The organism is Novosphingobium kaempferiae, assembly GCF_021227995.1.
Classification (GTDB): domain Bacteria; phylum Pseudomonadota; class Alphaproteobacteria; order Sphingomonadales; family Sphingomonadaceae; genus Novosphingobium; species Novosphingobium kaempferiae.
Genome location: NZ_CP089301.1, coordinates 4,130,291 through 4,144,529 on the forward strand (window position 1 = coordinate 4,130,291; position 14,239 = coordinate 4,144,529).

The 14,239-nt window shown below is 69.0% G+C and carries 12 protein-coding genes; 8 read left to right on the top strand and 4 right to left on the bottom strand.

Going from position 1 to position 14,239, the window contains the following annotated elements:
* Window position 1 precedes the first annotated feature (1 nt).
* The 3 genes from LO787_RS18865 to LO787_RS18875 all read right to left on the bottom strand — a co-directional run bounded on the left by LO787_RS18865 (window position 2) and on the right by LO787_RS18875 (window position 3,117).
* Window positions 2–943, bottom strand: coding sequence for a FecR family protein (locus LO787_RS18865; RefSeq protein WP_232492522.1), 942 nt, complete (start codon window positions 941–943; stop codon window positions 2–4).
* 33 nt (window positions 944–976) lie between these two features.
* Window positions 977–1,495 carry a sigma-70 family RNA polymerase sigma factor gene (locus LO787_RS18870; RefSeq protein WP_232492523.1) on the bottom strand — a complete coding sequence of 173 codons (519 nt, stop codon included), beginning with the start codon at window positions 1,493–1,495 and terminating at the stop codon, window positions 977–979.
* 116 nt (window positions 1,496–1,611) lie between these two features.
* Complete coding sequence (locus tag LO787_RS18875) at window positions 1,612–3,117, bottom strand: UxaA family hydrolase (protein WP_232496371.1); 1,506 nt, start codon at window positions 3,115–3,117, stop codon at window positions 1,612–1,614.
* Window positions 3,118–3,193: 76 nt separating this feature from the next.
* On the opposite strand from LO787_RS18875, the gene uxaC reads away from it, so the two are divergent.
* Complete coding sequence (gene uxaC / locus LO787_RS18880) at window positions 3,194–4,636, top strand: glucuronate isomerase (RefSeq protein ID WP_232492524.1); 1,443 nt, start codon at window positions 3,194–3,196, stop codon at window positions 4,634–4,636.
* Entirely contained in the window at window positions 4,633–6,063 is a 1,431-nt protein-coding gene (locus LO787_RS18885; protein WP_232492525.1) for a mannitol dehydrogenase family protein, read from the top strand. Before uxaC ends, LO787_RS18885 begins: the two co-directional genes overlap by 4 nt.
* A 100-nt stretch (window positions 6,064–6,163) precedes the next feature.
* Here the strand turns inward: LO787_RS18885 and LO787_RS18890 are convergent, their stop codons facing one another.
* Complete coding sequence (locus LO787_RS18890; protein ID WP_232492526.1) at window positions 6,164–7,195, bottom strand: LacI family DNA-binding transcriptional regulator; 1,032 nt, start codon at window positions 7,193–7,195, stop codon at window positions 6,164–6,166.
* Between the two features lie 112 nt (window positions 7,196–7,307).
* Between LO787_RS18890 and LO787_RS18895 the strand changes: the two genes are divergently transcribed.
* Genes LO787_RS18895 through LO787_RS18920 form a run of 6 tightly spaced genes read left to right on the top strand, consistent with a single transcriptional unit; the run spans window position 7,308 to window position 14,139 of the window.
* A complete protein-coding gene (locus LO787_RS18895; RefSeq protein WP_232492527.1) occupies window positions 7,308–8,936 on the top strand; it encodes a family 43 glycosylhydrolase in 1,629 nt (542 codons plus the stop codon).
* 14 nt (window positions 8,937–8,950) lie between these two features.
* Window positions 8,951–10,090, top strand: coding sequence for a fumarylacetoacetate hydrolase family protein (locus tag LO787_RS18900; RefSeq protein ID WP_232492528.1), 1,140 nt, complete (start codon window positions 8,951–8,953; stop codon window positions 10,088–10,090).
* A 51-nt stretch (window positions 10,091–10,141) separates the two neighbouring features.
* On the top strand, window positions 10,142–10,933 hold the full coding sequence (gene xylB, locus LO787_RS18905; RefSeq protein ID WP_232492529.1) for a D-xylose 1-dehydrogenase: 792 nt from the start codon (window positions 10,142–10,144) through the stop codon (window positions 10,931–10,933).
* 1 nt (window position 10,934) lies between these two features.
* Complete coding sequence (locus LO787_RS18910; RefSeq protein ID WP_232492530.1) at window positions 10,935–11,810, top strand: SMP-30/gluconolactonase/LRE family protein; 876 nt, start codon at window positions 10,935–10,937, stop codon at window positions 11,808–11,810.
* Between the two features lie 41 nt (window positions 11,811–11,851).
* On the top strand, window positions 11,852–13,291 hold the full coding sequence (locus tag LO787_RS18915) for a sugar porter family MFS transporter (RefSeq protein WP_232492531.1): 1,440 nt from the start codon (window positions 11,852–11,854) through the stop codon (window positions 13,289–13,291).
* Window positions 13,288–14,139 (top strand): aldose 1-epimerase, encoded by an 852-nt coding sequence (locus LO787_RS18920; protein WP_232492532.1) that lies wholly within the window; start codon window positions 13,288–13,290, stop codon window positions 14,137–14,139. The genes LO787_RS18915 and LO787_RS18920 overlap by 4 nt, the downstream gene beginning before the upstream one ends.
* Window positions 14,140–14,239 lie beyond the last annotated feature (100 nt).

A 14,239-nucleotide genomic window follows, 5' to 3' on the forward strand; every position in this document is an offset into this window, starting at 1 on the left:
GTCAGTTCGCCGTGCCCTCCTCCTCGGCGGCGCCCAGCAGCAGCACAAGCTTCGCGCGCAGGGCCTCGGGCGGTCCATCGAGCCCGATGGTGCCAGTGAAGCGGCCGCCCGGGACGGGGCCGGGCGTCAGCCGCAGCCCGGTGGCGCGGCGGACATCGGCCATGACCTGCTCGACCGGCGCGTCCTCGTAGCTGAGCCGCCCCTCGGTCCACGCGGCGACGCTTCCGGGCGCGACCTCGAACGCGCGCAGCCGCGAACCGCTGAGTTCGCCGCCCTGCCCGGCGGTCAGTTCCACGCGCTCCTCGCCCTTGCCCGCGAGCGCCACCGAACCTTCGGCAACGCCTACGGTGACGCGGCCCTCCGCGCTGGTGACGTCGAACCGGGTGCCGAGATCGGTGATCGTCGCCTCGCCCGCCGTTACCGTGAAGGGATGTGCGGCGTCGTGGCGCACCTCGAACAGCGCCTCACCCGAGAGCAGTTGCGCACCGCGGCCACTGGGATCGACCCGGAGCACCGTGCCGCCGTTCATGCGGACCTGCGTGCCGTCGGCCAGCCGCAGTTCGCGGCGCGCGCCGTCTGCGGTGCGGTATTCCTGCCAGGGCGCGCCTGCATCCTCGCGCGCGGAGGCCCACCATACGCCCACCGCAACCAGCGCCGCCACGCCCGCCGCCAGGCCCATGGGCCAGAAGCGACGAGCCTGCGACGGGTTGTCGTTGGAGACGGGCTGCACAGGCTCGACGGCGACCGGCGGCGTGTCTGGCGCTTCCTCCGCGATGTCCTCCAGCACGTCGGCCTCGGCCAGTTGCAGCGCGTTGAATACGCGCGCGTGATCGGGCGAGACTGCGAGCCATGCGGTCAGCGCGTCCCAGTCCGCAAAGCCCGGATCACCCAGCCGGATCACCCAGTCGAGCGCTTCCTCCTCGAGAGCGTTCTTGTTCATCATATTTTTCTCCGGCGCATAACGCCGCCGACCGGCTCAATCCGCATCGAGGCCGCTCCGAATCTCCAGAAGCGCCGCGTAGGCCTTGCGCAAGTCCTTCTCGACGGTGCTGAGGCTGACCCCCAGTTCCTGCGCGATCACGCGCTGCTCCACCCCGTCGATGCGGTAGCGGCGGAACACGTGCTCCACCCGGTCGCCCAGCGCGCGCAGGCGGCTGGTGGCGATGCCCACTTCCTGCCGGGCGATCAGCGCATGTTCGGCGGAGGGGTCGGCCCCACGATCGTTGACCTCCGCCCAGTTGGAATCGCGCAGGGAGCGGCGGTTGCCCTGCCGCCAGGTGTCGAGCAGCAGCCGCTCGGCCATGCGGAACAGATAGGAGAGCGGGCTCGGCTCCACATCCTTGTGGATCGCGGAGGCCTTTATCCACATTTCCTGCAGCAGATCGTCGGCAATGTCGCCCGCGCCGCGCGCCAGCAGATACGCGCGCAGCCTGTCACGATTCGACAGCAGGACAACCGCGAGCCCGCAGGAACCCGCGTCTTCAATACCAGTCACACCGAAAAGCCGTTCCACGTTCAAGCGGTTTGTTGCAGAATTGAAACCGAACCGGCGTCAACGCAACCCCCTCGCGACACAATCCGGCAAAGGTGTGGATGGAAAGGCGGTGGCTCCTAGAGCGTGACGCCGCGCTTCCAGATGCCGATGGCGCGCTCGTCGTTGCTCTCGTTGCGGGCGGGCTCGCCGCTGGCGATGGCGATGATCCGGTCGAGCAGCACGTCCGCCGCGCCCGCCATGCCGAGGTCAAGCACCAGCCCGGCATCGAAGTCGATCCAGCCCGGCTTACGCTCCGCCAGCGCGTGATTGGACGCGATCTTGACGGTCGGGACCGGGCTGCCGAGCGGCGTTCCGCGCCCGGTAGAGAACAGCGTGATTGTCGCCCCCGCCGCCGCCAGCGCGGTGGTGGAGACGGCGTCGTTGCCCGGCGCTTCGAGCACGGTCAGCCCTTCCTGCGACAGCCGCTCGCCGTAGCCGATCACATCGCAGACCGGCGCGAGGCCGCCCTTCTGCACCGCGCCGAGGGACTTTTCCTCCAGCGTGGTGATGCCGCCGGCGATATTGCCGGGGCTGGGGTTCTCGGAAACCGGCTCGCCATGGTCGAGGAAATAGCGCTTGAACGAGTTCACGAGGGTCGAGAGCTTGTCGAACACCTCCTCGCTGGTGGCGCGTTCGAGCAGCAGGTTCTCCGCGCCGAAGATCTCCGGGATCTCGGTCAGGATCGCGGCGCCGCCCGCTTCGGTCACGGCATCGGCCATGAGCCCGATCAACGGGTTGGCGGTCAGGCCGCTCATCGCATCCGAGCCGCCGCACTTCACTCCGAGGCGCAGCTTGGCAAGCGGCACTTCCTCGCGCCGGTCCTGCGCCATCAGGTCGAGCAGTTCGCCGATCAGCGCCTGCCCGGCCGCGAACTCGTCGCTCTCCGACTGGGCGCGCAGCACCCGCAGGCGGTCGCGCCGGTCCTCGGGGATGCGCTTGAGCAGTTCCTCAAGCTGGTTCGATTCGCAGCCGAGGCCGAGCAACAGCACGCCGCCCGCATTGGGGTTGAGCGCCAGCGAGGCGATCACCGCCGCCGTCCCGTCAAGATCCGCGCCGAGCTGCGAGCAGCCGAACGGGTGGTTGAAGGCATGGACGCCGTCGACGTTCTCGGGCGCGATGAGGTTGCCCTTGGCCGCAAGCCGCTCACCCAGGCGACCGACGCAGCCGACGGTGGGCAGGATCCACAGTTCGTTGCGCGTGCCGACGCTGCCGTCCGGGCGGACGTAGCCGCGGAAGGTGCGTTCCGGTCCCGATGCGTGCTTCGTTTCGGCAGCCGCGCCGCTGAAGGCATAGGCCTTCTCTCCGGAAAGCGCGGTGTGGACGTTGTGGGTGTGGACATGCTCGCCCACCGCGATGTCGCGCGTGGCGAGGCCGATCGGCGCGCGATAGCGGCGCACCGGCGAACCCGCCGCAACCTGCGCGACGGCGAACTTGTGGCCCGCCGGAATCGCGTCGAGCAGATGCACCACCTGCCCGTCCACCGCGACATCCGTACCGGCTTCGAGCGGGGCGAGGGCGACGGCGACATCATCCTCGGCAGAGATGCGCATCACGTTGACGGGCTTGGAGAGCGTTTCGACCATGCCGTGCCGATACAGCATTGCCAGCGCTGGCACAACTCGGTAATCGAGCCGCAACGACATGCCCTTGGAGTCAAAGATGCCCAAGCTCTCGCTGCACCCCGACCGCCTGCTCCCCGCCGACCCGACGACGCGCGCCATCGCCCGCGAGCTTTACGCCGAAGTCGCCGACCTGCCGATCATCAGCCCCCACGGCCACACCGATCCCGAATGGTTCGCGTCCGACGCGCCGTGGACGAACGCGACCGAACTGCTGCTCGCGCCCGACCACTACCTGTTCCGCATGCTCTACTCGCAGGGCATCGACCTCGACGCGCTGGCGGTGCCGCGCAAGGGCGGCGTTATGCCCGCGACCGACCCGCGCGCGGCATGGCGGCTGTTCGCGGCGAACTGGAAGCTGTTTCGCGGCACCCCGTCGAGCATGTGGCTGCCCCACGTCTTCGGCGAAGTCTTCGGCATCGACGTGGCGCTGGATGAGAGCACGGCGGACTTCTACTACGATACCATCGCCGAAGCCCTCGCCTCGCCCGCATTCCGCCCGCGCGCGCTGTTCGAGCGGTTCAACATCGAACTGCTTGCCACCACGGAGGGCGCCGGTGACGACCTCAAGCACCACAAGGCGATCCGCGCTTCGGGTTGGAAGGGCAACGTCGTCACCACCTACCGCCCCGACTCGGTGATCGACCCGGAGCATGACAGCTTCGCGCGCGACATCGCCCGCTTCGCGGACCTTTCGGGCGAGAACGTCGAAAGCTGGACCGGCTATCTCGCCGCGCACCGCAAGCGCCGTGCCGACTTCCGCGCGATGGGCGCGACGGCGACCGACCACGGCTTCCTGACCGCACGCACCGCCAACCTCTCGACCGCCGAATGCGAAGCGCTCTTCGCCAAGGTCATGGCAAGCAAGGCCGACGCCGACGAGGCGGAACTGTTCCGCGCGCAGATGCTGACCGAAATGGCGCGCATGAGCCTGGAGGACGGCATGACCATGCAGATCCATCCCGGCGCGACGCGCAACCATAACGCCAAGCTCTTCGCCAGCCATGGCCGCGACAAGGGCGCCGACATTCCGCGTCCGACCGAATACGTCGAGGCGCTGCGCCCGATGCTCGACCTGTTCGGCAACGAGCCTGCGCTCAAGGTCATCCTCTTCACGCTGGACGAAACGACCTACGCCCGCGAACTCGCGCCGCTGGCGGGCCATTATCCGTGCCTCAAGCTCGGCCCGGCATGGTGGTTCCACGACAGCCCCGAGGGGATGCGCCGCTTCCGCGAGATGACCACCGAGACGGCTGGTTTCTACAACACGGTCGGCTTCAACGACGACACCCGCGCGTTCCTGTCGATCCCGGCACGCCACGACGTTGCCCGCCGCATCGACTGCGGCTTCCTGGCACGCCTCGTCGCCGAGCACCGCATGGAGGACTGGGAGGCCGCCGAACTGGCGCAGGAACTGACCGTCGGCCTCGTCCGCAAGGCCTATGGCCTCGAAGCCCCCGTGCGCGAGGTGGAACCGGCATGACCCGTCTCTCCGCAAATACCCTCGCCGCGCTGCCTGCCGCCGTCGCGCAGCCGCAGTACGACCGCACTGCCGTGAAGGCGGGCGTCGTCCACTTCGGCCCCGGCGCGTTCCACCGGGCGCATCAGGCCGCCGCGTTCGACACCTTGCTCGCGCAGGATCCGCGCTGGGGCATCACCGGCGTCAGCCTCAATTCGCGGGGCGTGGCCGACGCGCTCACCCCGCAGGACGGCCTCTACACGCTGGCGCTGCTCGACGCAGAGACCGAGTACCGCGTGATCGGCTCGATCCTGAAGGTGCTGACGAAGGATGAGCCCGAGGCGATCCTCGCCGCGCTGGCGCATGCGGACACGCGCATCGTCAGTTCCACCGTGACCGAGAAGGGCTATTGCCTCGGCGCGGACGGCACGCTCGACTTCGCGCACCCGGCGATCAAGGCCGATGTCGAGGCCTCGAAGACAGAGGGCTGGACGCCCGGCTCGTTCACCGGCTGGCTGGTGCGCGGGCTTCAGGCGCGGCGCCTGGCGGGCCTGCCCGGCATGACCGTGCTATGCTGCGACAACCTCACCGACAACGGTCGCAAGCTCGAAGTCGCGACCATCGCGCTCGCCGAGGTCATCGACGCCGAGACGGCACGCTGGATCGCGGAAACCTGCGCCTTCCCGAATGCCATGGTCGATTCGATCACCCCCGCGACCGACGACGCCCTGCGCAACCGCGTGGCCGAGGCGACCGGGCTCGAGGACGCCTGGCCGATCCAGCGCGAACGCTTCACCCAGTGGGTGATCGAGGATCGCTTCGCCGGTGAGCGCCCCGCGCTCGACGTGGCGGGCGTGACTTTCGCCAGCGAGGTGCGTCCGTTCGAGGCGGCCAAGTTGCGCCTGCTCAACGGTCCGCACTCGGCGCTGGCCTATATCGGCCTCGGTCGCGGGCTGGAGACGGTGGCGGACGCGATGGCGGACCGCGAACTCGCCGCCTTCGCCGAACGGCTGATGCGCGACGACATCGCGCCTTCGGTGGTCGCGCCGCCAGGGCTCGACCTGTCGCGTTACATCTCGGACGTGCTGGCGCGCTTCGCAAACCCCGCGATTCGCCACCTGTTGTCGCAAATCGCATGGGACGGATCGCAGAAGCTGCCCTACCGCCTGCTCGACACCACGCGCGAGGCCCTCGCCGCCGGCCGCCCGATCGAGCGGCTGGCCCTGCCCATCGCGGCATGGCTGCGCTTCCTCGCCGCTGCGGCCGAGGAAGGCCGGACCATCACCGACCCCCTCGCCGCGCCCCTGCTGGAGCGCGCGGGCGACTGGCGGCGCGTACTGGCGATGCGCGAGGTGTTCGGCGAACTCGGCAACGACACCCGCTTCGTCGAGGCTGTCGAGGCCGGGATCGCGGCGCTGGAGGCGGGGCGGCTGGAGGCTTTGCCCGCATAAGTTCCCCGTGAGGCGGGTATCCATCCGGCGTCGGCGTCATCGGCGATGTCAGCAGATGGGTTCCCGCCTTCGCGGGAATGACGAGGTTAGGGTAAGCCCTCTACCCCGGAGCAGGCCCCGTCGATTCCGCCGCGACCACCTGCATCCGACCCTCGCAGGGCGGCGGGGTGCCGTCGCCCTCGATCCGCGCGATGAGGCGCGCGGCGGCGGCTCCGGCCATCTCGCCGAACGGGCGCATGACCGAGGTCAGCGCCGGGGTCAGCATCTGCGTCAGCAGGCTGCCGTCGAAGCCGACCACCGAAAGCTCGCCCGGAACCGCGATGCCGCGGCTGGCCGCGACCTTGAGCAGCCCGGCCGCCATGATGTCATTGGCGGCAAAGATCCCGGTCGGGCGGTCCGCCAGCGCGAGCAGGTGCTCAGCCGCCGCCACGCCCGAGCCGAAGCCGTAATCGCCCGGGGCCTCGATCACGGACGCGCCGCCGTTCCCCGCTTCCGCAAGGAACCCTTCGCGGCGCTGCGTGGCCGAAAAGGTATCGGCAGGCCCGTTGATGAGCCCGAGCCGCCGATGGCCGAGGTCGAGCAGGTGCCGCGCGACTTCCGCGCCCGCCTCGCGCTCCTCGCTGACGATGACGTCGGCGAAACCGGCGATCGGCACCGAGGACAGCGCCGCTGCGGGCACTTTCGCTTCCGCCAGCGCCTCGGCCAGACCGGGCACGCCCGACACCGGCGGCAGCACGACCAGCCCGTCGACGCGGGAGCGCTCCACGAAAGCCAGCACGTCGCTTATCGCCGCCGCCGATTCCAGCGGCGTCGGGTGGACGATCAGTTCGTACCCCGCCTTCGCCGTCACCGCGACGACGCCGCGCTGGATGGAATCGAGCACCAGCGCGTTGCGGTCGTTGTGGATCAGCCCGATCAGGAACGAGCGCCCCATCGCCAGCGCCCGCGCCCGCGCGCTCGGCTTGAAGTTGAGCGCGGCGATGGCCTCCTCGATCCGCTGGCGCGTCTCGGCGTTCACCTTCGGAGACTTGTTGAGCACGCGCGAAACGGTGCGGATCGAGACGCCGACAGCCGCCGCCACGTCCTCGATGGTGGGCTCGCCGTCCCGCGGTTTTCCAGTCCGATCGTGCATCCTTACGCTTGTATGACGTCAGGCGCGGCGATCAAGCTTTCCTGCAATTTTCATTGACACCCACGACACGAATGATAGCGCTAGCATCAAGGAACACAGAATGGAGAGAGGGATGAAGTTCGACCGCCGCGAGGCTCTGACCGCAGCCGTGGGAGCGGTGTCACTGACAGCGGTGTCCGGTCCCGCAGCCCGCGCCGCCGCTGCAGCGGGCCCGGCATCCGGCGCCGTGGCCACCGGCAAGGCCGCGCCGAAGTACCGCCGCGGGTTCGACGACCAGCGCCACGCCGATCTCGGCGACGGGACGTATCTCAACCCCATCATGGCAGGCGACCATCCCGACCCGACGATCGTGCGGGACGGGAAGGACTACTACATGACCTTCTCGACCTTCGATTCGTACCCCGGCCTCGTCGTGTGGCACTCGCGCGATCTCATCAACTGGCGTCCGCTCACCGCCGCGCTCAAGAAGAACCTCGGCTCGGTCTGGGCACCGGACATCAGCAAGCACGGCGGCCGGTTCTTCATCTACTTCACCGTCAAGGCCAGCCCCAACGCGCAGTACGTCGTCTGGGCGGACAAGGCGGAAGGCCCGTGGAGCGAGCCGATCAGCCTCGGCCTGCCCGACCACATCGACCCCGGCCATGCCGTGGGCGAGGACGGATCGCGCTGGCTCTTCCTTTCCGGCGGCGACCGCATCCGCCTCGCGCCCGACGGCCTCTCGACCGTCGGCAAGGTGGAGCACGTCTACGACCCCTGGCACTACCCGGAGGACTGGGACGTCGAGGGCTTCTCGCCCGAAGGCCCCAAGATCGTGCGGCGCGGTGAGTACTTCTACCTCGTCACCGCCGTGGGCGGCACCGCCGGTCCGCCGACCGGCCACATGGTCATCGCCGCGCGGTCGAAGTCGATCCACGGCCCTTGGGAGAACTGCCCGCACAACCCCATCGTGCGCACCACCGACCTGTCGGAAGCCTGGTGGTCGCGCGGCCACGCCACGCTGTTCGAAGGACCGGCGGGCGACTGGTGGTCGGTCTATCACGGCTACGAGAAGGACTTCTGGACGCTCGGCCGCCAGACCCTGCTCGATCCGGTGACCTGGACGCCGGACGGCTGGTTCCACATGCAGGGCGGCGACCTGTCGAAGCCGATCGCCGCGCCCAGGGGCGGCACCAAGGCAGGCCCGCACGGGATGCCGCTGTCGGACGATTTCTCGACCCTCGAACTCGGCCGCCGCTGGAACTTCTTCAAGCCCGCCCCGGATGAGGCGAAGCGCGCGCGGGTGGCGGACAAGACGCTGCATCTCACCGCCACCGGCAAGGCCCCGGTCGATTCCTCGCCGCTGCTGCTGATCGCAGGAGACCGGGCCTACGAGTTCCAGTGCGGGATCGAGATCGACCCCGGCGTCACCGCAGGGCTGCTGCTGTTCTACGACCAACAGCTATATTGCGGGCTCGGGTTCGATGCTGCGAAGTTCGTCACGCACCAGTACGGGATCGAACGTGGACGCCCTGCCAACTACCATGGCCGCAAGATGCTGATGCGCGTCCGCAACGACCGCCATATCATCGCCTTCCACACCAGCGGCGACGGCGGCAAGACGTGGAAGCGGTTCGACCGCGGCATGGAAGTCTCCGGCTACCACCACAACGTGCGCGGCGGCTTCCTGATGCTGCGCCCCGGCCTCTACGCGGCCGGACAGGGCGAGGCCCGCTTCACCGACTTCAAGTTCCGCGCGCTTTGAAGGAGCGACACGACATGACCGATACCCTCTCCATGCTCCCCGCCGACTGGCGCGAAGGGCTGTTCCTCGGCCGCATCGACCTTGGCGAAGGCCCGACCCCGGTGCTGCTGAGCGGCGGCATCGCCTACGACATGAGCCGCGTCGCCCCGACAGTGGCCGACCTCGTCGATGCCGGCGCGTTCAACGCCGCCGAGGGCAAGGCGCTCGGCGATGCGGAAGCGGTGCTGGCCAAGGCCACCCTGCTCAGCCCAATCGACCTGCAGTGCGTGAAGGCCGCGGGCGTGACCTTCGCCGTCTCGGCGCTGGAACGCGTGATCGAGGAACGCGCGCGCGGAGACGCCGCCAAGGCGCAGGCCGTGCGCGGCGGGCTCGAGGAGCGCATCGGCGGCTCGATCCGCTCGGTCGTCCCCGGCTCGTCCGAGGCGATGGCGCTCAAGGCCGCGCTGATCGAGGACGGGATGTGGTCGCAGTACCTCGAAGTCGCCATCGGCCCGGATGCGGAGATCTTCACCAAGTCGCCGGTGCTCTCCACCGTGGGCTCGGGCGCGACCATCGGCGTGCGCTCGGATTCGGACTGGAACAACCCGGAGCCGGAGATCGTCATCCTCTCCGACGCACGCGGCAAGGCCGTGGGTGCGACGCTCGGCAACGACGTCAACCTTCGCGATTTCGAAGGCCGCTCGGCCCTCCTGCTCGGCAAGGCCAAGGACAACAACGCCAGCTGCTCGGTCGGCCCCTTCGTGCGCCTGTTCGATCAGGGCTACACCATGGCCGACGTCGAGAGCGCCGAGGTGCTGCTGCGCATCGAGGGCCGCGACGGGTTCCTGCTCGCAGGCGAAAGCCGCATGTCGGAAATCAGCCGCCCGCCGCTCGACCTGCTTCACCAGTGCTTCTCCGAGCACCAGTACCCGGACGGCGTCGTGCTGTTCCTCGGCACCCTCTTCGCGCCGACGCAGGACCGCGAGGCGCCGGGCCGCGGCTTCACGCACCGGATCGGCGATGTCGTCGCGATCTCCAGCGACCGCCTCGGCACGCTGGTCAACACCGTCGCTACCTCCAGCGAGGCCCCGGCGTGGGAGAACGGCATTTCCGCCCTTTACCGCAACCTTGCCGCGCGCGGCCTGATCGGCGCCAAGGCCGACGAGCTCGCCTGACCCTCTGCCCTCTCCTTGCGCGCCTGAACACCCGACTCTCAAAGGACCACGATGCTGACCACCGCCACCCCTGAACCGGCCACCCACACGGCGCGCTTTCCCTCTCTCGCCGGCAAGGGGGTGTTCGTCTCGGGCGGCGGCTCGGGCATCGGCGCGGCGCTGGTCGAGGCCTTCGCGCGGCAGGGCGCGAAGGTCCACTTCGTCGACATCGCCGCCGGCCCTTCCGAGGCTCTTGTGGCGAGCCTCGACGGGACGGTGGACTTCACCCCGCACTTCGTCGCGGGCGACCTGAAGGATCTCGATTTCGTGAAGGCGCAGGTCGCGGCGGCGCACGATGCATTCGGCAGCCTCGACATCCTCATCAACAACGCCGCCAACGACGACCGCCACGCGCTCGAAGACGTGACGCCCGAGTACTGGGACGACCGCATGGCGGTGAACCTGCGCCACCTGTTCTTCGCCGCGCAGGCCGCCGTGCCCTTCATGGAGGCCGCAGGCGGCGGCGTGATCCTGAACTTCGGCTCGATCAGCTGGCACCTCGCGCTCGACCAGCTCTCGCTCTACCAGACCGCGAAGGCCGCGATCGAGGGCATGACCCGCGCCATGGCCCGCGAACTGGGCGAGCGGAACATCCGCGTCTGCGCCATCGTCCCCGGCAATGTGCAGACCCCGCGTCAGGAAAAGTGGTACACGCCCGAAGGCGAGCAGGAGATCCTCGACGCGCAGTGCCTCAAGGCGCGCGTCCAGCCCGCCGACGTGGCGGCGCTCGCACTCTTCCTCGCCTCCGACGACGCGCGCATGTGCACCGGGCACGAGTACTTCGTCGACGCGGGCTGGCGCTGACATGGCATCCGCCGTCATCACGCCCGCCGTCGCCTGCAAGGTCGGCGCGACGCTGGGCGAAGGCCCGGTGTGGGACGCGGCGCGCGGCTGCCTGTGGTTCGTCGACATCAAGGGCCACAAGCTGCACCGCTTCGATCCGGCATCGCGCGCACTCGACACCGTGGCCGCGCCCGAGGAGCCCGGCTGGGTGCTCCCCCTCAGGGACGGCGCGCTGCTGGTCGGCGCGAAGGCAGGCGTCCATCGCTGCGCGAACGGGGCCTTCACGCTCCTCCACGCGGTGGAGCCCGACATGCCCGGCAATCGCCTGAACGACGCGGCCGTTCACCCGGACGGTTCGGTCTGGCTCGGCACCATGGACAACACCGAGGAGGCGCCGAGCGGCGGCTACTATCGCCTCCACGGCGGCGCGCTGACCGCGTTGTCGCCCGATCCGATGGTCATCACCAACGGCCCGGCCTTCTCGCCGGACGGCGGCACCGTCTACCTCGTCGACACGCTGGAGCGAGCGATCTTGGCCGCCCCGGTCGGCGCGGACGGCCACCCCGGCGAGGCGCGGCTCTTCGCGCGCATTCCCGAAGGCATGGGCTATCCCGACGGTCCGGTGGTAGACAGCGAGGGCCATATCTGGGTCGGCCTGTTCGGCGGCTGGGGCGTCGCCCGCTTCGCCCCTGACGGCACCCTTATCGAGCGCGTGGAGTTCCCCGTCGCCAACGTCACCAAGATCGCCTTCGGCGGCGCGGACCTCAGGACGGTCTACGCAACCACCGCGCGCAAGGGTCTGTCGGAAGCCGAACTGGCCGCACAACCGAACGCCGGGGATCTCTTCACCTTCACGGTGGACGTGCCGGGGCTTTCGCCGATACATCCCGCGATCTGACAACGGGTCGCAACAGGCTTAAGGGAAGAGGAAATACGGGAATGGCCGCGATTGATATGAGTAGCGGGCAAGGTGCCGTCAGCTACGACGACAAGGTGAACATGGCGTTTGTCGCCATGATCGTCGCAGTGGCGACGATCGGCGGCTTCATGTTCGGCTACGACAGCGGCGTCATCAACGGCACGCAGGACGGTCTGGAAAGCGCGTTCGACCTCTCCGCGCTCGGCACCGGGCTCAACGTCGGCGCGATCCTGCTGGGCTGCGCCGCGGGCGCCTTCGTGGCAGGCCGTCTGGCGGACGTCTGGGGCCGCCGCAGCGTGATGATGATCGGCGCAGCGCTGTTCGTCGTCAGCGCGCTGGGCGCCGGCGCGGCGACGAGTTCGCTGTTCTTCATCGTCGCCCGCTTCATCGGCGGCGTCGGCGTCGGCGCGGCAAGCGTGCTCGCGCCCGTGTACATCAGCGAGGTCACCCCTGCCTCGATCCGCGGGCGGCTTTCCAGCCTCCAGCAGATCATGATCATCACCGGCCTCACCGGCGCGTTCGTCGCCAACTGGGCGCTGGCGAAGCACGCGGGGTCGAGCACCGATCCGCTGTGGCTGGACCTGCCCGCATGGCGCTGGATGTTCTGGATGCAGGTGATCCCCGCCGTCATCTACCTCGTCGCGCTGTTCCTGATCCCGGAAAGCCCGCGCTACCTCGTCGCACGTGGCCGTGAAGCCGAGGCGCAAGCCGTGCTGGCGCGCATCTTCGGCGAGGCGACCGCAACCTCCATGGTCGCGGACATCCGCTCCAGCCTCGCCGCCGACCACCACCGCCCGACGTTCGCCGATCTCAAGGATCCGAAGACCGGTCGCCTCCGCAAGCTCGTCTGGGCGGGCATCGGCATCGCCGTGTTCCAGCAGCTCGTCGGCATCAACATCGTGTTCTACTACGGCGCGGTGCTGTGGCAGTCGGTCGGCTTCTCGGAAAGCGACGCGCTGCTCATCAACATCCTGTCGGGCTCGCTCTCGATCCTCGCCTGCCTCGTCACCGTGATGGTGGTGGACAAGCTGGGCCGCAAGCCGCTGCTTCTGGTCGGTTCGGCGGGCATGGCGGTGACGCTGGGCGCGATGGCCGTATGCTTCGCCAGCGGCACCTTCGTCGATGGGCACCTGACCCTGTCCGACAACGTCGGCACCGTCGCCCTGATCGCCGCCAACGCCTACGTGGTGTTCTTCAATGTCAGCTGGGGCCCGGTCATGTGGGTCATGCTGGGCGAGATGTTCCCCAACCAGATCCGCGGCTCGGCGCTGGCGGTCTCGGGGTTCGCGCAGTGGATGGCGAACTTCGGCATCTCGGTCAGCTTCCCGGCGATGGCCGCGGGCCTCGGCCTGCCGCTGACCTACGGGTTCTACGCGATGAGCGCGTTCCTCTCGTTCTTCTTCGTGCGCGCGATGGTCCAGGAAACCCGCGGCCGCACGCTGGAGGAGATGGCGGCTTGAGCAAGCCACTGATGCTGAAGGCGAGCGGCAGCGAAGTCACGCTGCTGCCCCGCCTCGGCGGTTCGATCGGCAGCTTCACGGTGGACGGGCGCGCGGTGATGCGCCCGACTCCCGCCGATGCGCAGAGCCCGCTGGATGCCGCGTGCTTCCCGCTGGTGCCCTACGCCAACCGCATCGCCGACGGGCGCTTCACTTTCGCGGGCCGCGACTATGCGCTGCCGGTCAACGTCGATGGCTTCGAGCATCCGCTTCACGGCCTCGGCTGGCTCAAGCAGTGGACCGTCGCGGAGCAGTCGGAAGACAGCGCCGTCCTCACCTGCGCCCACGCGGCGGACAGTGACTGGCCATGGACATGGGCCGCCGCACAGCGCTTCGACCTGACGGACGGCGCGCTGCGGGTCGTGCTGGAGGTCACCAACCGTTCGGGCGAGGCGATGCCTTGCGGGGTCGGCCAGCACCCCTATTTCGTGCGCGAGGACGGGGCGAAGCTGACTTTCACGGCATCGGGCGTGTGGCTCAGCGATGCGCGCATGATCCCCGTCGAGACCGCTCCTGCCAATGCTTTCGGCGATTTTGCGCAAGGTTCAGTCCCCCTTCCCGACACCCTGACCGACAATTGCTGGTTCGGCTGGGATGGCCGCGCGACCTGGGGCGATGTCGAGGTTTCCTCGACCAAAGCCGGGTTCGTCCACGTCTATGCCCCGCCGGGCGAGGACTTCCTGTGCATCGAGCCGACCAGCCAGATGCCCGACGCGCTCAGCCAGCCGGATTTCGCGGCGGCGGGCGGCACGGTGCTGGAGCCGGGCGAGACCATGGCGCTGGCGATGGAGATCAGGGTTCGGCGGTAATCGTCGTCCGATAACCATAAGTCCGTCACCCCTGCGCAGGCAGGGGCCCATCCCAACCTAGCCGTCTCACGGTGAGCAAGGTGTCGTGGCGATGGACCCG

Bases quoted from the DNA above. Each gene is read 5' to 3' on its own strand.
- LO787_RS18890 (WP_232492526.1), bottom strand. From the start codon at position 7,195: ATGCACGATCGGACTGGAAAACCGCGGGACGGCGAGCCCACCATCGAG.
- uxaC (WP_232492524.1), top strand. From the start codon at position 3,194: ATGCCCAAGCTCTCGCTGCACCCCGACCGCCTGCTCCCCGCCGACCCG.
- LO787_RS18895 (WP_232492527.1), top strand. From the start codon at position 7,308: ATGAAGTTCGACCGCCGCGAGGCTCTGACCGCAGCCGTGGGAGCGGTG.
- xylB (WP_232492529.1), top strand. From the start codon at position 10,142: ATGCTGACCACCGCCACCCCTGAACCGGCCACCCACACGGCGCGCTTT.
- LO787_RS18915 (WP_232492531.1), top strand. From the start codon at position 11,852: ATGGCCGCGATTGATATGAGTAGCGGGCAAGGTGCCGTCAGCTACGAC.
- LO787_RS18875 (WP_232496371.1), bottom strand. From the start codon at position 3,117: ATGGTCGAAACGCTCTCCAAGCCCGTCAACGTGATGCGCATCTCTGCC.
- LO787_RS18900 (WP_232492528.1), top strand. From the start codon at position 8,951: ATGACCGATACCCTCTCCATGCTCCCCGCCGACTGGCGCGAAGGGCTG.
- LO787_RS18910 (WP_232492530.1), top strand. From the start codon at position 10,935: ATGGCATCCGCCGTCATCACGCCCGCCGTCGCCTGCAAGGTCGGCGCG.
- LO787_RS18865 (WP_232492522.1), bottom strand. From the start codon at position 943: ATGATGAACAAGAACGCTCTCGAGGAGGAAGCGCTCGACTGGGTGATC.
- LO787_RS18885 (WP_232492525.1), top strand. From the start codon at position 4,633: ATGACCCGTCTCTCCGCAAATACCCTCGCCGCGCTGCCTGCCGCCGTC.